General features: G+C 41.7%; 32 protein-coding genes. 4 read left to right on the top strand and 28 right to left on the bottom strand.

The genetic code is table 11. The features are described from left to right. Nucleotides 1-106: 106 nt before the first annotated feature. Both JN178_RS10720 and nlpI read right to left on the bottom strand, forming a co-directional pair. Nucleotides 107-1,690, bottom strand: a complete 1,584-nt coding sequence (locus JN178_RS10720; protein WP_202261567.1) for a sel1 repeat family protein — start codon at nucleotides 1,688-1,690, stop codon at nucleotides 107-109. Between the two features lie 12 nt (nucleotides 1,691-1,702). Continuing rightward, nucleotides 1,703-2,605: a lipoprotein NlpI gene (gene nlpI / locus JN178_RS10725; RefSeq protein ID WP_202261568.1), complete on the bottom strand. Its 903-nt coding sequence runs from the start codon at nucleotides 2,603-2,605 to the stop codon at nucleotides 1,703-1,705. A 134-nt stretch (nucleotides 2,606-2,739) separates the two neighbouring features. On the opposite strand from nlpI, the gene cdd reads away from it, so the two are divergent. Then, the gene (gene cdd, locus JN178_RS10730) at nucleotides 2,740-3,147 is read left to right on the top strand and encodes a cytidine deaminase (protein WP_202261569.1); all 408 of its coding nucleotides are present in this window, start codon (nucleotides 2,740-2,742) and stop codon (nucleotides 3,145-3,147) included. Between the two features lie 78 nt (nucleotides 3,148-3,225). Continuing rightward, nucleotides 3,226-4,008, top strand: a complete 783-nt coding sequence (locus JN178_RS10735) for a glycosyltransferase family 25 protein (RefSeq protein ID WP_202261570.1) — start codon at nucleotides 3,226-3,228, stop codon at nucleotides 4,006-4,008. Between the two features lie 70 nt (nucleotides 4,009-4,078). Here JN178_RS10735 and JN178_RS10740 read toward each other — a convergent pair whose 3' ends face one another. The 3 genes from JN178_RS10740 to JN178_RS10750 are packed head-to-tail and all read right to left on the bottom strand — an operon-like array spanning nucleotide 4,079 to nucleotide 6,033. Then, entirely contained in the window at nucleotides 4,079-4,702 is a 624-nt protein-coding gene (locus JN178_RS10740) for a hypothetical protein (protein WP_202261571.1), read from the bottom strand. A 1-nt stretch (nucleotide 4,703) separates the two neighbouring features. After that, the gene (locus JN178_RS10745) at nucleotides 4,704-5,345 is read right to left on the bottom strand and encodes an RNA polymerase sigma factor (RefSeq protein ID WP_202261572.1); all 642 of its coding nucleotides are present in this window, start codon (nucleotides 5,343-5,345) and stop codon (nucleotides 4,704-4,706) included. A 10-nt stretch (nucleotides 5,346-5,355) separates the two neighbouring features. Then, entirely contained in the window at nucleotides 5,356-6,033 is a 678-nt protein-coding gene (locus JN178_RS10750) for a TonB family protein (RefSeq protein ID WP_202261573.1), read from the bottom strand. Nucleotides 6,034-6,090: 57 nt separating this feature from the next. Here JN178_RS10750 and JN178_RS20265 point away from each other — a divergent pair, with 57 nt between their 5' ends. Continuing rightward, on the top strand, nucleotides 6,091-6,213 hold the full coding sequence (locus JN178_RS20265) for a hypothetical protein (RefSeq protein WP_269752143.1): 123 nt from the start codon (nucleotides 6,091-6,093) through the stop codon (nucleotides 6,211-6,213). A gap of 145 nt (nucleotides 6,214-6,358) precedes the next feature. Here JN178_RS20265 and JN178_RS10755 read toward each other — a convergent pair whose 3' ends face one another. The 21 genes from JN178_RS10755 to JN178_RS10855 form a co-directional block, all read right to left on the bottom strand. Beyond that, nucleotides 6,359-6,922 (bottom strand): hypothetical protein, encoded by a 564-nt coding sequence (locus JN178_RS10755; RefSeq protein ID WP_202261574.1) that lies wholly within the window; start codon nucleotides 6,920-6,922, stop codon nucleotides 6,359-6,361. Beyond that, entirely contained in the window at nucleotides 6,923-7,351 is a 429-nt protein-coding gene (locus tag JN178_RS10760; RefSeq protein ID WP_202261575.1) for a GNAT family N-acetyltransferase, read from the bottom strand. A gap of 50 nt (nucleotides 7,352-7,401) precedes the next feature. Next, nucleotides 7,402-8,433, bottom strand: a complete 1,032-nt coding sequence (locus JN178_RS10765; RefSeq protein ID WP_202261576.1) for a DUF2157 domain-containing protein — start codon at nucleotides 8,431-8,433, stop codon at nucleotides 7,402-7,404. A 59-nt stretch (nucleotides 8,434-8,492) separates the two neighbouring features. Further along, nucleotides 8,493-9,626, bottom strand: coding sequence for an alpha/beta hydrolase (locus JN178_RS10770; RefSeq protein WP_202261577.1), 1,134 nt, complete (start codon nucleotides 9,624-9,626; stop codon nucleotides 8,493-8,495). Between the two features lie 139 nt (nucleotides 9,627-9,765). Continuing rightward, nucleotides 9,766-10,212, bottom strand: coding sequence for a hypothetical protein (locus JN178_RS10775; RefSeq protein ID WP_202261578.1), 447 nt, complete (start codon nucleotides 10,210-10,212; stop codon nucleotides 9,766-9,768). Between the two features lie 129 nt (nucleotides 10,213-10,341). After that, entirely contained in the window at nucleotides 10,342-10,800 is a 459-nt protein-coding gene (locus tag JN178_RS10780) for a DUF4262 domain-containing protein (RefSeq protein WP_202261579.1), read from the bottom strand. A gap of 136 nt (nucleotides 10,801-10,936) precedes the next feature. Further along, nucleotides 10,937-11,320, bottom strand: a complete 384-nt coding sequence (locus tag JN178_RS10785; RefSeq protein WP_202261580.1) for a hypothetical protein — start codon at nucleotides 11,318-11,320, stop codon at nucleotides 10,937-10,939. A gap of 575 nt (nucleotides 11,321-11,895) precedes the next feature. Then, nucleotides 11,896-12,300, bottom strand: a complete 405-nt coding sequence (locus tag JN178_RS10790; protein WP_202261581.1) for a hypothetical protein — start codon at nucleotides 12,298-12,300, stop codon at nucleotides 11,896-11,898. A gap of 69 nt (nucleotides 12,301-12,369) precedes the next feature. Further along, the gene (locus JN178_RS10795; RefSeq protein ID WP_202261582.1) at nucleotides 12,370-12,600 is read right to left on the bottom strand and encodes a hypothetical protein; all 231 of its coding nucleotides are present in this window, start codon (nucleotides 12,598-12,600) and stop codon (nucleotides 12,370-12,372) included. A 77-nt stretch (nucleotides 12,601-12,677) separates the two neighbouring features. Further along, nucleotides 12,678-13,280: a class I SAM-dependent DNA methyltransferase gene (locus JN178_RS10800; protein WP_202261583.1), complete on the bottom strand. Its 603-nt coding sequence runs from the start codon at nucleotides 13,278-13,280 to the stop codon at nucleotides 12,678-12,680. A 114-nt stretch (nucleotides 13,281-13,394) separates the two neighbouring features. Beyond that, entirely contained in the window at nucleotides 13,395-13,679 is a 285-nt protein-coding gene (locus JN178_RS10805; protein WP_202261584.1) for a hypothetical protein, read from the bottom strand. Nucleotides 13,680-13,812: 133 nt separating this feature from the next. Beyond that, entirely contained in the window at nucleotides 13,813-14,100 is a 288-nt protein-coding gene (locus JN178_RS10810) for a hypothetical protein (RefSeq protein ID WP_202261585.1), read from the bottom strand. Between the two features lie 122 nt (nucleotides 14,101-14,222). Beyond that, nucleotides 14,223-14,840, bottom strand: coding sequence for a DUF4272 domain-containing protein (locus tag JN178_RS10815; protein WP_202261586.1), 618 nt, complete (start codon nucleotides 14,838-14,840; stop codon nucleotides 14,223-14,225). Between the two features lie 89 nt (nucleotides 14,841-14,929). Beyond that, nucleotides 14,930-15,436, bottom strand: a complete 507-nt coding sequence (locus JN178_RS10820) for a hypothetical protein (RefSeq protein WP_202261587.1) — start codon at nucleotides 15,434-15,436, stop codon at nucleotides 14,930-14,932. A 118-nt stretch (nucleotides 15,437-15,554) separates the two neighbouring features. Next, nucleotides 15,555-15,875 (bottom strand): hypothetical protein, encoded by a 321-nt coding sequence (locus JN178_RS10825; RefSeq protein ID WP_202261588.1) that lies wholly within the window; start codon nucleotides 15,873-15,875, stop codon nucleotides 15,555-15,557. Between the two features lie 109 nt (nucleotides 15,876-15,984). After that, nucleotides 15,985-16,407, bottom strand: a complete 423-nt coding sequence (locus tag JN178_RS10830) for a hypothetical protein (protein ID WP_202261589.1) — start codon at nucleotides 16,405-16,407, stop codon at nucleotides 15,985-15,987. Between the two features lie 113 nt (nucleotides 16,408-16,520). Next, a complete protein-coding gene (locus JN178_RS10835; RefSeq protein ID WP_202261590.1) occupies nucleotides 16,521-16,886 on the bottom strand; it encodes a hypothetical protein in 366 nt (121 codons plus the stop codon). 99 nt (nucleotides 16,887-16,985) lie between these two features. Then, on the bottom strand, nucleotides 16,986-17,513 hold the full coding sequence (locus JN178_RS10840) for a tellurite resistance TerB family protein (RefSeq protein ID WP_202261591.1): 528 nt from the start codon (nucleotides 17,511-17,513) through the stop codon (nucleotides 16,986-16,988). Between the two features lie 128 nt (nucleotides 17,514-17,641). After that, nucleotides 17,642-18,067, bottom strand: coding sequence for a hypothetical protein (locus tag JN178_RS10845; RefSeq protein ID WP_202261592.1), 426 nt, complete (start codon nucleotides 18,065-18,067; stop codon nucleotides 17,642-17,644). 116 nt (nucleotides 18,068-18,183) lie between these two features. Then, complete coding sequence (locus JN178_RS10850) at nucleotides 18,184-18,567, bottom strand: hypothetical protein (protein WP_202261593.1); 384 nt, start codon at nucleotides 18,565-18,567, stop codon at nucleotides 18,184-18,186. Between the two features lie 117 nt (nucleotides 18,568-18,684). Further along, nucleotides 18,685-19,464, bottom strand: a complete 780-nt coding sequence (locus JN178_RS10855) for a hypothetical protein (RefSeq protein ID WP_202261594.1) — start codon at nucleotides 19,462-19,464, stop codon at nucleotides 18,685-18,687. Nucleotides 19,465-19,540: 76 nt separating this feature from the next. Here JN178_RS10855 and JN178_RS10860 point away from each other — a divergent pair, with 76 nt between their 5' ends. Beyond that, nucleotides 19,541-20,491, top strand: coding sequence for an IS110 family transposase (locus tag JN178_RS10860; protein ID WP_202261595.1), 951 nt, complete (start codon nucleotides 19,541-19,543; stop codon nucleotides 20,489-20,491). Nucleotides 20,492-20,532: 41 nt separating this feature from the next. On the opposite strand, the gene JN178_RS10865 is transcribed toward JN178_RS10860, so the two are convergent. After that, on the bottom strand, nucleotides 20,533-21,045 hold the full coding sequence (locus JN178_RS10865) for a hypothetical protein (RefSeq protein WP_202261596.1): 513 nt from the start codon (nucleotides 21,043-21,045) through the stop codon (nucleotides 20,533-20,535). Nucleotides 21,046-21,165: 120 nt separating this feature from the next. After that, complete coding sequence (locus tag JN178_RS10870) at nucleotides 21,166-21,624, bottom strand: hypothetical protein (RefSeq protein WP_202261597.1); 459 nt, start codon at nucleotides 21,622-21,624, stop codon at nucleotides 21,166-21,168. Between the last annotated feature and the right edge of the window lie 63 nt (nucleotides 21,625-21,687).

Below are 21,687 nucleotides of genomic sequence, written 5' to 3' on the forward strand. Positions count from 1 at the left end.
CATTTAGTTCTGCACACTTACATGTAGAAGACTTTGGTCAACAACTTCAAGCGGACTCAATCAGTGTATTGAGTCCGTTGTTTACGGATGCCTAGAGAGCCTCATCTCAGTCAGCATCTGCCGTCTCATCGCCCGCTTGGCTACCATTTACGTATGCTTCATACTCTGAAAGCCAATGCGCCGCTTCCACTTGATTACCACTTTTGTGGAACGCTTGAAAGAAGTTCATCGAGATGGGACGCTGCACATTTTGCTTATTGAGTTGTTGCTCCCAAAGCACAATGTAAAGCGGTGGTATTACCCCACTGTCGTGGTGCTCCATAAACGTAATACGTCGGCTAGGCTTGTAAGCTTGTTTACCACTAACTAGACACGTTTTAGCTGGTGCTATGATAGTAGCAGGATCGATCTCAAGCCAATTAGCCACGGTGTTGTGCGGTGCATACCAATACTCGCTATCAACAACAACATTTGGCGGCGCAAAATCCTCAATCTGACGTGCGTCACACAAACGATTAGCCATGCGTCTACCCATTGGATATTCATCAGCAAAGCCAGCAAAATGCGCTAACTCATGAACAAACACCGAGTAAGCATCACTAATATCAAGATACATAACACCATTTTGTACATTGGCTTTACCTTGCTCTGCAAAAACCACCGCGTGACTGAATTCTCGCGTTTTCGCCATGGTTGCCAAAGGCGTGATATCACAGCCTAATACACCACTGCTTTTATAGTTTTTGTCGCAATCGAGTACATTTTGCGCTAACCAGATAGGCGGTGCTACGCACAACGATAAGTTATCTAGCCTGTTGTCTTTCGTGAAATCTGCATATATCGAGTCTGCGCGAATAATAGTGGCTAAACTCGTCGCAAACGGCTGTATTCGTTGTAAGCAAGCCTTAGAACTGGCGCTCGCTCGCTGCCAAGAATATCGGGTTGCTTCATCTGTAGATATTGGTTTGTACTTTTCTATTACATGCACGGCTCGTTTAGCTTGTGCATGGCCAAGTGTCGCGGCTCGCGTTATATGCACTTTAGCCTCGGCGTATGCGCCTTCACCCCACAACAAGCGACCGTATTTAAACGCGCTTTGCATATCGAGCGTAGCAGTAGCTTCAAGTAACGGTTTAGCTAGCTCTTGCTGGCCGTGCAGTAAATACCAGTCGGCCAGTGCCGCCTGTGCAGGGACATAACCTTGCGACGCTGCACGCACCAGCCATTTTTCACGCTTTACGGGTGATTCGCTCGACATTGCGAATGCGAGCTGCGCTTCCGCTACGTCACCAATCGCCGCCAGGCGCATAAAACGCTGCGACGCGCCTTCTTCACCCAAAATCTGATACAACAACCACGCCGCATCGGCATTTTCAATTTTTACTAGCTTTTCAAGCCAATATGTCGCGGTATCTTTTTCTACCGTACCGTTTGAGAAATCGCTTTCGAATGCGTTGTTGAATAAATTAAGGAAGGCTTGTTGGGCGTTTTCATTTCCCTGATTAGATGCGTCCCACAATAGCGATAAGGCGGCATTGACATGACCAGCGCTATGTTTGAGTGTGCTGCTGTCAATAGCATCATGGGGCTCAAAAACACTTAAGCCATTAGAAACTAATTGCGGGGCATAGCGACCGCTATCCCCCGCAACAATGAGCAGTGCTAAAACTGCCAATACTAAACCACGCATAAGACTTAAAGCTTACTCGTCGTCGCTAGACACGTCGTTAGCTTGCTCACGAAGACGATTAAGCTCTAATCTGGCGTAACGATGTTCAACATAGTCATACACGTTAGTGCTAAGGGCCAATTTGAAGTAGTTAGACGCGATCCCTCTGTTACCCATTTGAGAATGATATTTGCCCAAATAGAAATAGGCCTCGCACAACCTGTCTGTTAGCCCTTTTTGACTTCTGACCCCATCAAGCAGCGAGTTTAGTACCGTATTTTCATCAACAGTACCTAAGAACAAATCCACAATACTGGTTGCCCAATGTTCGTTATCAAGAGAAGGACGAACCGTAGCAAGGTATGTCATTCCCATTTCATCTGACATGTCGTGATGCGCAAAGTAAGCCCATAGTGCTCTAAACGGGTCTGTTTCGTCTTTGGAAAAAAACGTGTCTAGATCAGAAGTTGCCAGTTCAGAGCGACCGCCGTAATACAACGCAATACCGCGATTTAAAAAGGCGAAGTCGTAATCTGGATTAATTTCTAAGGTAGAGTCAAACGCTTCGTACGCCTGAATGAAGTCGTTTTGCTGAATGTAATGTATGCCTATCGAATTATACGCTTCTGCTAAATCGGGCTTAAGATTGATTGCTTGGGTGTAATCGAACTGAGCCAATCCAGAGAGCCCTACACTGTCATACAGCATGCCTCGTTGAAAATGCAGTTCAGCCTTGTCTGTATCTGAAAGCGCTGGGCTCATCAATACTTGATTGTAGCGCGCAATTGCCATTTCTGAACGGGGGTTTATGGGTGCTGGTTCAGCTAAAAGCAAATTCCCCATTTGGGGACGCTCGGCAATTGACGGTGTTTGCGCACAACCGGTCAAAATAGCAACAAATAAGAAAAAAAAGATGAGACTAACGTTTCTGCACATGGTAAAAAATGTATTCTATAGAAAAAGAAAAACCGCCTGACTACAAAGTATACGCGTGTCGCGGCTCGAATGCCGCCAACCTTCTCGCATTTAATGATAAAAGTAAAGCGTAATAGGTGGTTCACAAGGTAGCTATGACAAAAAATAATATCAACTCACTTTCTCAACTCGCATTTCAAGCCCAAAAAAACTCCCACTCGCCCTACTCTAACTTTAAAGTTGGTGCAGCGCTTATTACCCCAACGGGCGACGTTTTTTCCGGCTGTAATGTAGAAAGCGCAGCGTTCCCATTAGGTCAGTGTGCCGAAGCAACAGCTATTGGAAATATGGTTAGCAATGGTCACAAACGCATTAGTCACATTGTAATTGCAAGCCCAAATGAAGATTTTTGCTTTCCTTGTGGTGGTTGCCGACAAAAAATAGCAGAATTTGCCCCCGATGAAACGCAAGTAACCATGGTTACTCAAAGTGGTGAAGTTCACGAAACCACCATTGGGGAACTACTGCCCAATGCATTTAGAGCCCATGATTTAGAAAAGTAGTACATCGGCAAAAGCAGCGCAGAACACTTTTCCATGAACGATAACTTTGAGTATTACAATAATAAAAACGGAACTCATATGAGTGAAACCAATTCACAACCGCCAATTTACCTTATCAATTTGGATAAATGCACAGAACGTTTAAACAACTGCACAAGTCGATTAAACGAACAAAATCTTACACTTACGCGACTTTCAGCAGTGTATGGTAGTGATCTATCTGAAGCGGCAAAGCAAAAACATTACAGTACACCGTTAAACCACGAGCAGTACCATCATGCACTGTCTGATTGCGAGATAGGCTGCTATTTAAGTCACCGTAAAGCGTGGGAGAAAATTGCGTCGGGCGATGCACCTTATGGCATTGTGTTAGAAGATGACATTAAACTGGTTGGTGACTTAAACCTTGCTATAGACACACTTAATAATTTACCCATTGATTGGGACGTCATAAAATTATCAGCTTATAAAGATCGTCAACGAAAAGAAGCCTTTAGTGTCAAGGTTAGTCATGAATTTAACCTAACGGTTCACACTAAGCCAATGACGGGTTGCGCTGCATCTGCTATTACAAAAGAGGCAGCCAAAAAATTGCTGCAGTCATCTGAGTCTTTCGGTAGACCGGTTGACGTTGATATACAGCATTTTTGGGAGACCGGAGTCAATGTATTGTCGCTACTTCCCTATCCGGTAGCACAAGACTTGTCGTATCAAAGCACTATAGCTGATAGAAAGGTAGAAAAATCTGGCCGCTTTTGGCATCGAAAGCGCCAGCAGTTAACAAGTTACTTCTTAAACAAAAAGGCTGTAGCCCAACAAGTCGCGAATTTAAAAAAAGCGGTTGACCAAATACAGCCTTAGCCAAATACGGTCTTAGCTTAAGAGAAACAAGGTGATATTTGCTATCACCTTGTTTTTCCTTTCCTTATCTTCAACACATCAATGACTTAGTTGCCGGGCGAATACCCAGTATTTTGCCTTGAGCGTCAAACGCTAAAGCGACTTGCGTTCCAATTTTAATATCCCCTTCAATACGTTTTAGCGTATTTAATGACGCCAAAAGACCTTCGGAAACAACCACCTGCTCATCTTTACAATTTATCAGTAACCAATTGCCATCATCGGCATAAAGTGTTGCACCTTGCACGCTTACCGCTTGCGCCAAACTGCGGCTGGCGTAGTAGTTCTGGGTGTAGGTATTAAACTTAGCGCGATGCTTATCAGTGCGGTATTGCGCTCCCTCTCCCTCAAACCCGTGGTAATTGACAATACTTACCACCAAGTCTCCTGTGCCTTGCGTATCCAAGCGCTGTGTTTGCCATTTACCTACGTTGTAAACGCCAAACATAACGATCAGTGCAAAAGCAACGGCACTAAACTTAAACGCAGACGAGTCAAACAACGCTATAAATTTCTCGATGCTTATGCCCCAATCGCTTTGGGTTTTGTGTAAAGCGTTATGCTGTAAAATACGCTGTTTCATATCGCTATTTAACGCATGACGCTGCTGGCTTTGCTTGTAGGCGTCTTGCAGCTCTTTATCTGACATAGACATATTATGCACGCTCCACTAATGATTTAAGGTTATCACGGGCATAGCGCAGTCGCGTTTTTACCGTTTCCTGTGGCACTCGACAAATTTCGCTAATTTGCATTAACGAGAACCCTTCAAGCTGAAGTGAAAGCACTTCTTTTTGCTTGTACGGTAACTGGCACAACAAACGCCCCAAATCCTCTTCATCATAGTCTCGTTGCTGACTGGAATTATCACAGGTAGCGGTATTATCTATTGCTTCACTGTCATAAGTCATTTTTGAAGTACGTCTAAACTCGTCAATAAGCGCTCTGCGTCCTATAGTAAACAACCATGCCTGAAAATTATTTGCATGAGTAAAACTGGCTCTTTTCTCGATAACCAATATCCAGGTTCGCTGCGCGATATCTTCAGCAGTTTGTTTATCTGACATTACCATTAAAAAGTAATACAGCTTTGTGCTGTGCAAATCAAACAGTGAGGAGAGCGCCTGATCACTCGCCGTATCGCGATACTGAAGCATAAGACGCTCGCTTAAACCAATTTGATTTTGTTCACTACTACAATCGACATTAACTACGTTATTCGATGCGCTTTTTTCTTTGTTATTAACGCTTCTTACTGAACGTCGAAAAATACCCTGTAAGCTTGCGCCTATACTCATAGGCTATTCCTTATTGTTCTAGCTTGAAATCTAATACTACTACCATGTTAGTTTGAGCAACAGGCTTGCCATCCACTATTTGCGGCTTGTACTTCCACTTTTTCAATGCTCTGCGGGCTGCTCGGTTGAACACATTCGAAGGCTTTGAATCAATAATGCTAATGTCAGTCACTGAGCCACTAGCAGTAACACTGAACCCTAGTTTAACCCACCCTTCTATACCGTCTCTGCTTGCTTCCACTGGATATGTTGGGTCTACTCTAAATTGTGGCGTTGCTTGCATATCGCCTTGGGTTGAGTTCAGATTAATCTCTACATTTAATTCGTTTGAAGGTACGGTTGTATTAAACGTGTATTCATTTCCCGTACTATTATTGTTCGGCTCAAGCGGCTCAACCTTTGTCGGCGGCGTCTTAATCACCTTTTCAATTGGCTTTATCTTGGGCCTTACAATGGTTTTCTCTTCTTCACCTTGGTAAATAATTGGGTCTATTGTAACTACTGGCGTGCTAGTAACCTGAACTTGGTCCTGCTTTATCAGTTCTGCCATCATAACAAACAAACTTGAAGTTACTATGGCACCAGCCCCCAGCAACAAGGTGGCCTTCCCTGCTTTTTTTACTGGCGTTAACCACTGCGATGACGATTGGCTGTGAAGTAGCGGGTTTGTAATTGATATGGTTTGCATGTTTTTTCTCCCGTTTTTCTACTTAACGAGGGAAAAATACAAAAGGGGTGAAATAAAATGAAAAATTTATTTTTTGTCGCGCGCGCTGTCTTGTCGCCTATTCATTTTGGCTGCGGCCATGAAACCCACGATAAAAATAACGAAAATCACCACGCCGACCCACATCAAAACATTAAATAAGAAATTCATATTAAGTCCTTTACGTTGCGTTGCACATAAATACATCCATACCACTGTGATTTATACCATCAAAGTATTTAATACCGATCACTTAAGTACGACTTACTGCAACCTATTGCTCCACTACATTTATGTGCTTAACCATCTACAATGATCTTAATTCTGCTAAATGATGGTTTATAAGCCCTTTGAACCAATCGTAACCTTGCTGATTGAAATTTACTGACAACTTGTTCATAAAACCGTGAAGATAGGTTGTGTGAATAAGCGTTATATTTGGTTTGCCTTCAAGTTCATTCATTACCGTGTTTACGTTGAAGTGTTTCTCCTGTTTGGGAAACACTAAATACGTTGGCACCACTGGCGTTACCCACAAATGATGCCTTATTTGCGAACTATACACACCGTAAACACAAACAACATGTTGCCCGAAACTAGCAGACGCCAACCACGCAGCTGATGCTCCAGCGCTAAAACCAATTACGACGACGGGGGCTGAGAGATTGTTCACGAAAGAACTCACTAGTTCCTGATAGCTATCTAGAGACACGTTTTGAGTAAAATGGTCGTACGCCTCTGATTCACTCACAAACTGCATGTTCATGCCGTCATAAGGGTCGATAATAAACACATTGCCATCAAGTGATGCCCCCAGTACTTCAAGCGCAGGTGTTTTCCCGAAAATATCACTAACAATTACAATATCCATCTATATCATCAATTCTTTGCGTAAATGATATTCAAATTCGTCCTCGCCTATTACTTCAAAACCGATGGCAGTATAGAGTCTAAATGCGGGGTTTTGTTTAAGCACTTTAAGTTCTACGGTATCGTGCACGGTCCCTTGTATCAATTGGCTAATTATTTGTCTTCCATAGCCTTTGCCTTGCTGCGTTGGCATAACTTGTATCTGATGTATGTAAAGACACAAGTCTGTATCTTCAAACTTCACAGCGCCAATGACACTCTTGTTATCAAGCACTAAATGGAAACGCTCATATTGATAAAGTACGCGCTCTTTGTGCTCATCGACAGATAGCACTAAGCCAGCATTAATCATGTGTTCATCCATAGTAGACAGCCGAAGTTCAACCAGGAACGACACATCGTCTTCATTCACCTTACGCAGTGTTAACATTTACCGCCCCACATTTTGATTTATATAAAGAAAGCACAATCATTCGAACACTATTGTTTGGCATCCAGCAATTCACGTAACGCTGTTGGCATAATTGACCTCGCTTTTCGCGTAATAACAGACTCATGCTTTTGCCACAGAATGCCCAGGTATACGACTAATAGCCCTATCGCGGTAAGTGCAAATGGAAACAACCAACTGTCCTTAAATACATTTGAAGCTAAGTGACCCAGATAAATACAGCATCCAATACCGCCGAAGATAACAAATACTCGCCGCACTAATAACGCGCCAACACCTATCATTACCATGTTGATAGTGAAATACATGAACTTTGACCATTCACTGTCTGAGTCTTGGCTAGAGAGCCCGCCCCAAAACGCGATAACCCCAAATAGATAAAGCCAGAATGCATAATCAGCTGATGTTCTAGAACGTATATCAGTCCAAAACGCAAGTAGCGTCATTAGCAAGCCCAAATACATAGAGACAAGTGAGCGAAGCTCCCACGTGTAGCCGTTCGGTTCTAACACTGACGTTAAGTCCATTGTGAGATACCACAACGTTACTGCAATAGGCATTACCATGAAGGGGTAACGATACAACCACGCCAGCACTATACCAACCACCAATGTTGCAAGTTCTATGTACAACCAATGCCACTTCACATATAAATGATATTGCTTATACACCACCTCCTCTTCAGGCCACACACCCAGCCATTGCTGAATGCCGTAGGTTGCAATGGGTGTAATGCATATAACAAACGTGGCACAAATTCCTGCGGGGATCGGTAAGTTTTTGTTAGCCATTCTATTGGCTAGCATGATACCCACAATTGCATAAATACAAGCAATCAACACGATACCCGCACCACCAAACTCTTCCCATCCCAATGTCATAAATAATGTCATAGCCCCTATCGCAATGAGCCCACCGAGATAATAAAGAATATGAGTAAAACTAAATTTAGGTGTTTGAGCGATGTCGGCTTGAAAAAAGTGGTGAAGAGACTCTGCTTGATGTTGAGAAATTATGCCGCTTGATACTGCTCGTTGCAGACTTGCCTTGGTTACTTCCATGTGTGTTTCCCCGCCTTTTTTTTAATTTCGCTTGCTGTTACTTTTAGCGTATGTGGTAGCTATATAAACAAGCTATTTAGCTGTGTTTTTTGTTGTGGGGTAAGCTTGTCAATTGACTTCAGTGCGTATTGAAGCGCTGACTGTGCTTCTTCTGCCATATTGAAATTCACATATGCTTTGATTAATGCGGAATGAGCACTTAAAGATTGAGGATAATTTTCTCGATTCCATTTGAGTAGATCAAGCGCGTCATCTTGACGATTCAAATATTGTAACCACTGTGCGTATCCGTTTGCTTTATCTTCCGGAATTTTCATTTCTGTATTAAGTAAAGCCGAGCGACTGGCAAATTTCGCCTGCAAGTCACCTAAAGTTTTAGGTTCACCTTCTGGAATAGGCCATTCGGAAAACAAGTTTTTCAAACCAGCATACTGCCCTTGAAGCACAGTTGTGTTGTGTGTTTCATTACTAAAGGTCTCAGACTTGACCACTAGTCCGTTAACTGAATACCCAGAAAGCAAATCTAGAAATTCTTGATACGCGTCTGTCATAGTTGGCTCTTCGTTAGCAATAGACACATACAAATGCCCTTGTAACTGTTTACTTTCTAAAGCCTGCTTGGCTAATACCAACAGTTGCTTGTTGTTCCAATATAACGACGGGCTGATGGCGATGATTCCCTCAAACAAGTTTGGGCGCCTAACCATGGCATTAATAGCAAACTGCCCTCCATGCGACGTTCCAGATAGAACTTGATAGTCCAGAGTTCGGTAGCGCTTTTTCACAAGGGGAATAACTTCATTCTCAACAAAATCTAAAAATCTATCCGCATTTTCATGTTGATTTGGCATTAGCTTCTCTAGAGGGGTAATTGTTAAATCTCTAACACGTGTTTTTGTTGGGTTTACAATACCGACGACAATCATTTGCGGCATCTGCTCAAACTTAGCCAGATAATCTATTGTGCCAGCGGTATGAGGCCCCTGAATATCACCATCGGTGAGATACAAAACCGGATAATGAGCCTGACTAGATTTATACCCAGCAGGCAAGTAAATAACTAAATCACGCTTTTCACCAAGCACAGTACTATCAATCGCCAGTTCTTGTGCAATGGGTAACGCTGATAGCGCCCAACTATTACTGTGGCCTGCCAATATCAAAAATAGTAATCCGCATATAATTTTATTCATCTATTTTCCTTGATTTTTAATAGAGCACAAAAGCGCGCGACAATAAGGATTAAAACTATAAATATGCAGCGCAAATAATACTGCACTAACGCCGAAGCCACCGACGTGTTTAATCCCCAGCGAGTAACACAACGTTTTGTCAGGTGTTCCTTGCTTTGTCCACTCGCCCAATTAAGTCCTCTACATACTTATTCTTTGATAACACGTTAAACCTAAACGGCGGAATAAAAGCTATTTCCCCACCCCAAATATCTTTGTTTCGTATTGTTAAAACAACTCGTTCCGGCGATGATTTTTGATGATTTATGTTTACTATATCTTTTAATTCAATCCGAATATTCTGATTGTTTCGGGTAACCAATAATTCATTTCCATTATCCAAAACCTCATCGGCCAAATCCCATGCGAAGTTTTTGAATAAGAAGAAACCAAAAACAATCATTATTATTGGCATGATTAAAAACATTATGGACTGCTCATATGCGCCAAACGAAACGCCAATTACAAAAAATATGGCTAGAAAACCGAACCAAAATGTGGGAAAGAGTGTTTTGAAAAAGAATGGAGATGTTGATATTTTCTTCATAACTTGTTTGCCTGAATAACAACCGTACTTTTTGGTGAAAGGGACCAAGGACCTGTGAAGTTTTGTGAGTTGTTCAAAATTAAAACACCATTTAAATATTCATTGACGCTACCGGCGCTTTGTTGGAGCTTACCATGCCGACGTTTCCTGAAAACTTGGTTGTAATAGTTTGAAGCTATCTGATGCTTTTGCTTCCCATGGCCAGATGCCATCTACTGTGGGATAGACTAGCTGCAGCGCTGGGTAAGTGGTTCCCTCATATAACCAATTGCAAGAAAGCATAAACTCTTCTTTAAATCTATTTGCTACAGGTTTAAAGCAAACTTCAAACCCATCGAGAAACCCTTCATAAAAACCATCTTCCATTAAAACTTCACCTTCTTGGATACGACGATTATATTCATTTGCTATCAACGAAGATAATTCACTTCTTAGTCCAACAATGATCAATTCTGGACGACTTTCCTGCCTATTTATACCGGTAGTATATGTGAAATTAGGATCTTGTTGTTTAGGGTCAAACACAGAGGTGACATGGCAACCGTACGTTGAAATGTTTTCCATAATCTTAATCTCTGCTTCATTCATAAAGCTTCCTCATGAGCCATCATCGGTGTTAATAAGTTATATCAAGGGGGCAAATTGCAGTTGGATATACTTGTGCGAAGCACCTAGCCCACTGTTAATTAACCCGGTGAGTTTGCGAACGAACTAGAGAAACTTGTTAGCTGCGCTTTTCGTCTAATTTGGAAACAGCTTCTTTCAAGTGAGCAATTTCAATATCTTCACCGATATAAGCACTTAACGCTTTGTTGAAATACGCGTTTGCTTTAGCTTGGCTACCTGCCTGTTCGTATAGCAAACCTATTCTTAGGTAAGTAAATGACAAATTATTTGGGCCTAGACTGGAACTAGAATCATCTGACTCAAGCATTCTTGCTAAGGCTTGAAGTGCGTAAAGCCCACTTTCAGGTGAGCCGTTCAGGTATTGAGTGTGGGCTAATTCAATTTCATTTTTTAGAAAATCAGAAGATAGCTGGTTAGCCAAAGATGTTGTTGAAATAAAACAGCCTATTGTAAGTAGGCTTAACCCGATCATTTTATTCATTTTAATATCCTTATAGGTTGAAATGTGTCGGAACATACTGTTGAGTTAACTCACAAATAAGCGGCAATAACACGTAGGCTTAAATGGGAGCGAAGCGACTGAGCCTACGTGTTATTGTCCCGTTGAGCGCTAGCGAACGACTACAGTTTTTTGTTAGATTCTACGGTTTAAAAACAACAAATGCAGCCCGAAGTAAACCAATAAAAACACCATAGCCGAAGAGTATTAGCGAGCGTCTACGACGTTTTGGAAGTAGCTCTTTTACAACCACTGAATTGTCTTTTTTTAAATATGATCTCCATATTAAAAACGAGTACACGCAGAGGCCATATGAACTAGATCCGATTTGGACAGTTGCTTTATGCTTAGGCCAGAATAACAAGTACTTTGAATAAGTAATAGAGTCTCCCACCTTGACTTCAAATTTAGTCTTAAAACGGTCGTAGGAAAAGCAAACTGAATTCCCACCTACGATATGTCGATGTTGATGAAATCTTTCGAAGCTCATATTCCTTTATCCCCTAACTTCCCAGCACGCAGCGCGAGCGCTCTTAGTAGCTTGTTATCTGCAAAGCTTAAAATGACGAATATCTTTCAACTACAGAATAAACCATATCGCAGGTTTGGCACTCAACATCCCAAGCGCTAAACCGTTGAGTAATGTGTAAATCCCCTGAGCATACTGGACAAACTTGTTCTTGAAAGGTACTTGGTACGCTATCTCTCAATCGCTTTGAAAATAACTTAAGGATGGGCCAAAAGTTATCGTCTAATGTAATTCTTAAGTCATCTCTAAGTGCTTCACAAAACTCTATGAAAACAATCTCATCGTGAGAGCGTTTAATGTTGGGGTCTTGGGTACGTAGGGCAATTAAATCAAGAATTTCTTTATAGCGTCCAGGATACCTATCTTTATCAATATTCTGTTTACAGTCCAGCAATTCTTCAATTGAATAGCTTGAGAAATTCGGCTTGCTCAATAACTTCTCCTTGTCGCTAACTTTTAAGTAAAGGGCGCGGGCATGTGGGCTTAAACGCGAAGCAGCTTGTTATGGCCGTGCATGGTCAGCACTGTTTTTTAGTTGATTTGCGTTGCGAACGAGTAAAAAGGTAGAAGCAATGCCACCACCGATAATTCCAAATTGAAGAAACGAGAATTCAGCAGAACCCTCAATAAAAACGCTCCCCATTATTGAGCCTAAAGTAAATATGGCCCTAGCTATAACAACTGTGGCAACAACTATCATGACCCATATTCCAATTGTTTCCCACTTACTCATATGAATTTCCTTATTTCCCTTAAGTCCTGTTCATAACGCTAAGCTTTGGGACCGAGGGGAGTGCCAACCGTGTTTTGTTAGGCACGTTTTTGTGCGACCACGTATAAATGTTTGTTTGGAAAGTCATCGTTTTCCAAGTGCCGACACACGCAATTGTGACTTTCCAATAACTTTAAAATTGCTGGAATACCAAGAGCTGCATGGTATAAGTCTTGGCCCAAAAATGGGTTGCTACCATCCCCCTTTTCATCGACCGCCCCACTTGTAAAAATTATTACACCATTCACTTCCAGATGCTCTAGGAGTTTACCAATTACACTTTCTTGGTTTTCGAGGGGAACATGCCAAATACTATCCCAGGCCGATATGAACGCATATTTTTTACTTGGAACCCAGTTGCAAATATCTGCGTGATGGAATACGACTTTAGGATGCCTTATTTTTGCAAGCCTTAGCATTTCGGTTGAAAGGTCCAGCCCCTCAACATCATATCCATACTTTAATAATAAATCGATTATACGTCCGCTGCTGCCGCAACCTACATCAATAGCTTTCCCAGTCTTCGGAGCAAAGTTAAGCGCTCTTTTATGCTCTGAATTACCATTTTCTCTATTAAAGCGATCGCTATTCCAATGCTCTGCAATCTTATCGTAATTAAATGCTTGCTGTATGGGATTCATATTTATTCCTGTGCCTAACGCTAAGCTTTGGGGCGCAAGCACGTAGGGCATAATAGCGAAGCGGCCCAATGTGCTTGCGCCTCAGCTAACGAAGTGAGCGCCTTAAACGCCTTGTTAGTTGACATTCTTAACACTACCTCGAACAACTTTTAATAGTAGTCCACCACGAACACGATTGAATAAGGCAAAGAATGGATATCCAAACACGGCAAAGAGAACAAATAAGAATGGGCTAACAATCATCGAAACTATGAAATTTGAAGGAGTTGGTGTTTCTATACCCATAAGAAAGAACAGTAAAAACATGATTGTGAAAAACACGTTGAGAGCAAGTGCATAAATACCAAAGATTTTTAGTATAGAAGTAAAGCTTAGTTGAACTCGGTTTTGTTGTTTCATGCTCTTCCTTTGGTTTTTCTTAGGCAACTAACGCTGAGCTCACGGGCCGGAGGAGTCGAGCGGAAGTGAAACTGCTGCGTAACGGAGGTCCAAGTAGCTATGCTGCTGCGCGTAGTGCTGTTTGTTAGGCATTTTACTCTACACTATCAAATATTGTTTCGTATTCATCAGATATTATGAAATTCAACTTCGGGTATTCAGCTTTAAGCATTCTTGAGATTTGAGTTTTAGCTTCTTCGAAAACCGGTACATCGTATAAGTTCATATCAAACTGATACTGACCACTAGAATGCCCGTCGAATTCTCCTAGATTATTCGACTCTACTAATTCAATAACTTTTTCTTCGATTTCTAATTCACTAGATGACAAGAAGAAGTCATCAACTTCTATCATAATCCATGAATCTGACGATTGTTCCATGCTTATCTCTGAATAGGAAATGTTAGAAAAAAACGTTAATAATATAAAAATAAATAGTCGCACTACGATGAATCCTTACTCATGCGTCATGGGAGACAGCTGCGTTGCGCCAATTGTTAGGGCTAGGTATCCATTGGTACTGTATCCCAGTCCTCCTCTACACCATACGCCCAATCAATTGCTTTTCTACGCTCTGAAACAATACCCTCGCTTAACTCGCATTCTTGCCCAGTTAAACCACAGTTTCTTGCATACCAGTGCATTCTATACAAAAGGTCGGACTGTTCTTGGATCTCGCAAATCGGGCGAAGCTTGGCCTTTTGAATGAAATCTTTAGGGTCAGCTTTAAAAGGTATCTTGTGGGCCAGATCATTATCACAATGCCTAAAGTGATCCAGCCCCACTAAACCAATGCACCAAGCTAACGCCTGAGCACATTCGGTTAACCACGACATATTTATTTTATCTTGGTCTCCGATTATGTCTTGGTTAAGCAAGCCATTCTCATACCCGCTGACATAAGGCATCAAATCGTATTTATTAAGTTGCTTGAGTAGCTCCTTGCCATTTGCGTCGAATCCCAAACCAATAACGTATGCCAAGGCGCATAATCTGCCAGCGATATCCTGAGCTGTTCTAGGATTTACCTCATCTAGGCTTTCGATCTGAGGTAAATGCTCAGGCACTTCAATGCCAATTGAGCTTAAGTATTCAGTATTCTTGCTTTTCAGTTTATTCATGCTCATTTCTCGGGAGCCCTAACGCCGCCATAAAAGGCGAGCAACTTGTTGCGAGTCCAGCGTTGAAAACGCATTTTTTGATGGCTTTGTTAAGAGCACTTTACCGCACGGTGCTCTATATTCTTACAACCTTTATAGGTTTTAGGAAAATACTCATTTCTGTTAATTGGCATACACTCGCCGACCTTTATCCAATTTAGCTTATTATCTCGGGAGATCTCTAACTCTAAATATGAAGCCACTAGGCCTCTACTAGTATCTTTGGACCAATCGAAGTAGTGATAGAATGTTCCATGTGATTGCTCAATTCGATCAGATTTGAAATATTTACTTGTAGAAGTAGTTACAGTAACTCCATCCTTCACAATTGACAGTTCAGTACTCGTAGGAGTCCAACCCCATGGCCTTTCAGTTTTGATTTTTAGATCTATAATACAATTACTCTCAAAACTAGCCTTTCCTATTGCCTCAACTATTTCTATATAGTCTTTATATTCTAGTGCTTTCCTGCTCCCCGTTAGATACCAGTTTAGTAGCACACAAAATAACACCAAAGAGATTGTACTAGCTGTTTTTTTGATTTTGGCTTTGTCCATGCTTTGCTCTTAACACCCCGCTTAGGGGCAAAAATAAGTGGGCTATAAAAACGAGCGAAGCAAGGACAGCCCACGTGTTTTTGTCCCAACATGCACCGCTTGCGTCTACAGCGGTTTGTTATATTGCATCTAAAAACTTCCTTGCTTTACTGATACTTAACTTACCTTCTAAGACAGGGTTTGCAAGGATATATATTAGGTTTCCGAATACGTCGTAATCTAAATCCTCGCGTCCTTCAATGAAATTTGCCCACTGTTCTACTTGTTCATCAGATATTTCGCCACTGATAAACATTTTCAGGACTTTTTCTACATGGTGCCGATTGATTGTTATTAGTTCTTCATCTGTATCAAAGGGAAACTCATGGATCTTAATTGCAGCAAGCTCTAAATTCGAGCCAAAATTGATGATTTCATTTAGTGCTTGGAGTCTGTTCATTCTATGCAATATAACTTTTAAATAAGGGGCGCAGGCGCGTGGGCTATAATGCGAAGCAGCCCACGTGTATGCGTCCCAGTGAGCGAAATCGAACGCCAACAGCGCTTTGTTAGGCTTCACTGCATTCCTCGAAGAGCTCTTTTCTATTCAGGATAACCTCGCCCTCGACATAGGGAGCATTTTCACGATAAAAGCCAAATGAATTCCGAAATTCTCTAATTTTGGTTTCTTTTTCATAGCAAATACTTAAAGTTTTGAGGTCTACCCACTTAATAGTTACGCCCGGCGTTTTGTCAGCTAAGAGTATAACCTGACTATTCCCAAATTTATCTTCGACGATAACTTGGTACGGTTGAGAAACCATAACGGAACCGCTTATATCTACCTTTCTAATTAATGCATTGTAATTCTCGTTCGGTGATATATTGGTGCTGATATCCTCGCCTTCACGTACATCAAAATATTTGCTAGAACTGTCACAGCCGGAAATTTGCAAAAATATTAATGTGAAAAATAGAAATGATTTTTTCATGTTCTTTAGAAGCCTAACACCCCAAGAAGGGGCAATTACTTGTGGGCTAAAATACGGAGCGAAGCGACGGGAGCCCACATGTAATTGTCCCTCTTGCTTGGCTTGTTATGTTTCTAATACTCCTCACCCTCATCCCCTACAAGTCTGGCCCCAAGTAATTTAGCTAACTTTTTGGCTTTCCTTATTTGGGCCTTGTTGCTACCGGAAGTAATGCTGCCATTTGAGAATGTGAAATAATATTTTCTGCGTAAAATTGGACTAGTCCAAACGCAACCATTTGGAGTTTGGATTTCAATGGTTTCACCCGTTTCCGGGTTCATTACTTTAGCAGCGTGCTGCACAGTTAATGAAGAATCGCTTTCGCAAATCGTTAACCATTCTCTTACAGAAATCGGGTTATCGCGCTCAATATATAGACTATAAGAAGCCATAGCATTCCAGCTTATTGATAATAAAATCCCAACTAAAATTTTACGCATACTTTTCGAGAAATTGGTCTTCCCCACTAAAAGCGGATATTCATGTTAAGCGTACGCCGTTTCGTATTCATATGGACTGACATAGCCCAATGTAGAACGCTACCACTCTTGTTTACTCGAAGAAGGCAGCGCTGCGATGATTGAATTTAAGAGTTTAGTTTGTTCATTTGAAGGTTCACCTTCTATTCTTGCAGCTTGTTCCAAAAGTGATTTTGTTGAGAAAATTTGCGCGTCAGTAAACGAGTCGATGCTTTTAGCTAAAACGGATTTTGGATTAGCTCTTACATCTTGTCCATTTCCTAATATATGCGAACTTGAACCGAGTAAGTTCTTAGCTTCAGACGCGGACAACTTAAAATCTGATTGAAATAACCCGAGGAGCGTTTCTTTCTGCTCCTTTGTGAGTTCTCCGTCGCTTTTGGCAATAGCGAGCATAAATAATGCTACCACATCCATTGGGGAATCAAGTGAGTAAGCAGGAGGGGTTTCGTATTGCAGCCTGAACTTTATTCTACGATGCCAACTGAATGGATTTAGCCAACCAATATCGATACCACCCTCTTGAAGTCGATTAAGCAACACGAGAATCGTAACGACGACACCTAAAACTCCTAAAATAATATGCATAGAATTTCCTTATCAATTGATTTGGCGGCTAACGTCAAGTTAAGGGGCGCAGACACGAGGGCGAAAATTGCGAAGCCGCCCGCGTAATTGTGACCCAGTGCGCTCTGGCACACGACTTAATTTGATTGTTATATGCTTTTTGAGCAGCTATTTACAACCAATAATTGATTAAAATACCGCATTAGTTGCCAGTGTTTTTTTGGGGCACTGTCTAAATGCCCCATACTTGAAATACTAACGTTATTAATTTCGACCGATAGTTTAAATACTACGCCATCCATTTTACTTTCCGAAAAATACGTTGGTTCCCAGCTAATGATACCCGCCTCTTTGAAAAACTCTAATGAGTGAGCAAGCGTATCTTCTGAAATTACACTAGAACAAAGAACTGATTCACTTCCATCTTTGATAGTAGTGAGTTTTAGCGAGCTTTCAGAATAAGTAAGTAGCGATTTATCCCGATAAGAACCAAGCTCATAGATAACTTGATCTGCTTGTGTAAAGTACGACGAGCACGCCAAGATAAATAGAAGAAGTAATCTTTGCATAGGCATATAACTTTCCAATAACAGGGGCAGAAACATGTAGGCTAAAATGCGAAGCAGCCTGCATGCTTGTGTCCAAGCAGGTTGCACCAACGGTTTGCGACTCAAGCATATCGTTCGACATCTTAATCAGATGCCAGATAATAGCTTTTATAGTTATTTTTAGAATCAAATTGAATTATTAACCATTCGTAGTCAACAGCAAAGTAACTTTCTCTTTGCGGGCCCGTTGGGTAGGACAAACTCGGACCTTCTCCGTCAGGGTCCATTTTTGTAGAGGGCGAACCTAGCAAATTAATTATTTGCTCTCTGCTTTTGCCGGCGAGATTTTCATTTATTAGGCTTCCAAGCATCTGTTGTCTGACTGAATCTTCTCCTTCTCTCCATTTGGCAGATTCTGATTTTTTCCAAACAGAAGATACAAAGTTTAACTCATATGAACCCGAAGGTAAGACTTGCTTATCGCAACCAGCGAGTAAAATAGGAAAGAAAAGGATAAGTGATTTCAAAACGATGCCTTACGCTAAGCTAACGACAGTGACGTAGCTGCATAATCGCGATGCGCCGCTGCGTTACTGTGACAGCGTGGCACCCAGTGGCACACGTGTTAAGCGCCTTGCTATGCTTCAATACCACCAATGCTCAATCTCTTCTTCTGAATTTGAAATAAGCTCGCCGGAGACAAACACATATACAGTAGCTTGGTATTTTTCGCCGTGAGCTTGTTTTCCAGATTCGGAGTTTATTTTTGAAATAGGAATTCGTTCTGATGTTCTAACTTCAATTTTGCCGCTGAACCAGACGAACTTAACTGGGAATGATTTTTCTCCAAAAAAGTACTCAGGGTTCACTGAAGGCGCATTTGCATCACATGCACCATTCACCAATGAATTTAATGTTAATTCTTTGTCAACTAACTCCCAAACTCCCCTGTAGCCTCTCCAGTTCGCACTGCAACGCATATTGTTATCTAGCATTAGGATTATTTCTTCATATCCGTATAGGGCTTCAAGTGGATAGGAGTTAATCTCGTACTCCTGACCGTTTATAACGAATAGCTCGGGAATTTGTTCTGTTGCAAACGACCTCATTGATAATGCTATTAACGTTAGAAGTATAAACCTTCTCATATCTATCCTCGAAGTTGGTCTTACCCACATAAGGGGCAGTAACGCATGGGCTAAAATCCAAGCGAAGCGACAGAGCCCACGTGTTACTGTCACACCGAGCCTGCGAATAGCTACAGTGGTTTGTATGGATAATTTTTCCCTAAATACACCACATTTCCTTTTCAAAGATGGGTAAAGTGAGGCCCAGACTTTGGCTGCAACCAAAGTTGGCTGTGTGGCAGTTCGATTTAGTGCAGGCTCCTCAATTGAGAGACCGATAACAAACATGAACACCACGCAGTGCTCCAAGCAACATACTCGAATAGTCGACTGGGCCCCGAGCTCGCATTTAGCAAACCAGAGTTAGCTTATTATGAAAAAATCAGTAGTGCAAAACATAAACGTGGGTGTAGATGTAGGCAAAGATTGTCTCGATATACATATTCGTCCGTTGGAGGAATATTTAAAAGTAAGCAACGACAAGAAAGGGATAGGTGAAGCGTTAAAAAGGTTAAGGCAATTAACGGTTGAGCGCATTGTTATTGAAGCGACAGGCCGCTATGAAATGGCGTTTGTATCTGCTTGCGCGAAAGCAGCATTACCTTTTAGTGTCGTCAATCCTGTTCATGTTAAACGCTTCGCTGGTGCGATTGGCCGTAAAGCTAAAACGGACAAACTTGATGCGGCGTTGATAGCGCATTTTAGTGAGGTAATTCAACCTGCCTTGTCGACACTAAAACCCGAGAACATTCAGAAGATGGCTGACGCGGTAGCCCGCAGAAATCAGCTTTTAGAGATGCAGACCCGTGAGAAAAACCGCCTTCAAATTATGCCAAAAACTGTTCAATCAAGTATAAAGGCAATGCTCACCGTGTTAAAAAAGCAAATTCAAAAGATGGACGACGAATTAGCCGATTTAATTCAAAGCTGCCCAGAATACCAGGCAAAAAGTGAACTGGTTCAAAGTATGCCGGGCATTGGCAAGGTGTCGGCTGCGGCCCTCATCAGCTATTTACCAGAACTTGGTTTGATGAATAGCAAACAGGTAGCCGCCCTTGTTGGCGTAGCCCCCATGAACAAAGAAAGTGGCCGATACAAAGGTAAGCAAGTGACTCAAGGAGGACGTCACCAAGTCCGAACGGTTTTGTTTATGGCCATGATGTCGGCGATGCAGTGTAACGCTAAGTTTAAAGCCACCTATGAGAGGTTGGTTGCCGCTGGTAAGCCTAAGAAAGTCGCCATCATTGCCTGTGTGAGGAAGATGGTTGTCATACTAAACTCAATGGTTAGAAATGGCGTTATGTGGGAAGAAAAAGCGGCTTAATGTTTAAGTTGACACCATAGTCGTTTGTTATAAGCCACTGTTTAAATAGCCTTACGCATTTTATCTATTAACTCAAGACATGCCTGATAAAGCAAGATTTCCATGTCCTCATTATGGTAAAGAGGTCCCCAGCGGAATAGCCCTCTGAGACTAAATTGCTTTGCAATGAATTCATGCCATGTTACAGATTTAGACACACTGAATGTTTTTACGGTCTTACCGTGATTAATGTTGTATAGCCGCGAAACTAACTTAATTTTTGGACGCCAAAATATTGGTATGCCAGAAGTTCCTAGATTAACGGTAAAAGCTTCGCCACCGTGTAGTGTGACTATAACGACATCCAAGCCAATGTCAGATTTCTTCGGTTCATTAATGTTAGAAATACTGTGGAGGCAAAAAATCTCTTCGAGTTTTTTACGCATATGATCTTGTAGTGAATTTCCACTTATAGAAAAGAACGACTCTATTTTAGATATGTTGCTGTCATTAACTACAGCCAATGAACCTAAGTATACATTTGGCTTTTCAGAGTTGAACCAATCGAAGAGCAAATTCAAATTCCTTTTGGCTTATAACTTTTAAATAAGGGGCGCAGGCATGTGGGGCATAATGGCGAAGCCGCCCCGCGTGTATGCGTCCCAGCGAACGAAGTGAGTGACTTAATTTTTTTGTTAGGTAGCATTGCTGGAAAAATGGACATTTTCAACTTTCGTAATCTTGGGACTTTCACTACAGATGACTTCCAAGCATTCATCGTTTGTTACCAGCATATGTGACCACTCCTGACTGTTTCCCATAGCGAATGAAAGCGGACTCTCTTCGTGCCATGGGTGACCTTTTAGCTTAAAAGTATTCTTTTTAGGGCGTTCAGATGACCACAGATATAGAAGACCATGCTCATCTAATAAACGATATGCATTAACCGTTTCAAAGGCTAACTCGTAAAGCGTTTCTGTTTCTTCATGGAAAATACGAGCGATCAAGTCGATGTGCTTATGTTTGGGATTGCCGAGAATTTCAACTTTTGCGCCAGAAGATTTTGTCAGTGACCATTTATCGATACTCCACGATACATCAACGATCCAAGCAGTTCCTTCTTCAAAAGGAGATTCCCAAGTTTCAAATTCCATCTTGCTACCTAACGCTAAGCTAAGGGGCGATTGCACGTGGGGCATAATAACGAAGTGGCCCCG

Source organism: Alteromonas sp. KC3, from assembly GCF_016756315.1.
In the GTDB taxonomy this organism is placed as follows: domain Bacteria; phylum Pseudomonadota; class Gammaproteobacteria; order Enterobacterales; family Alteromonadaceae; genus Alteromonas.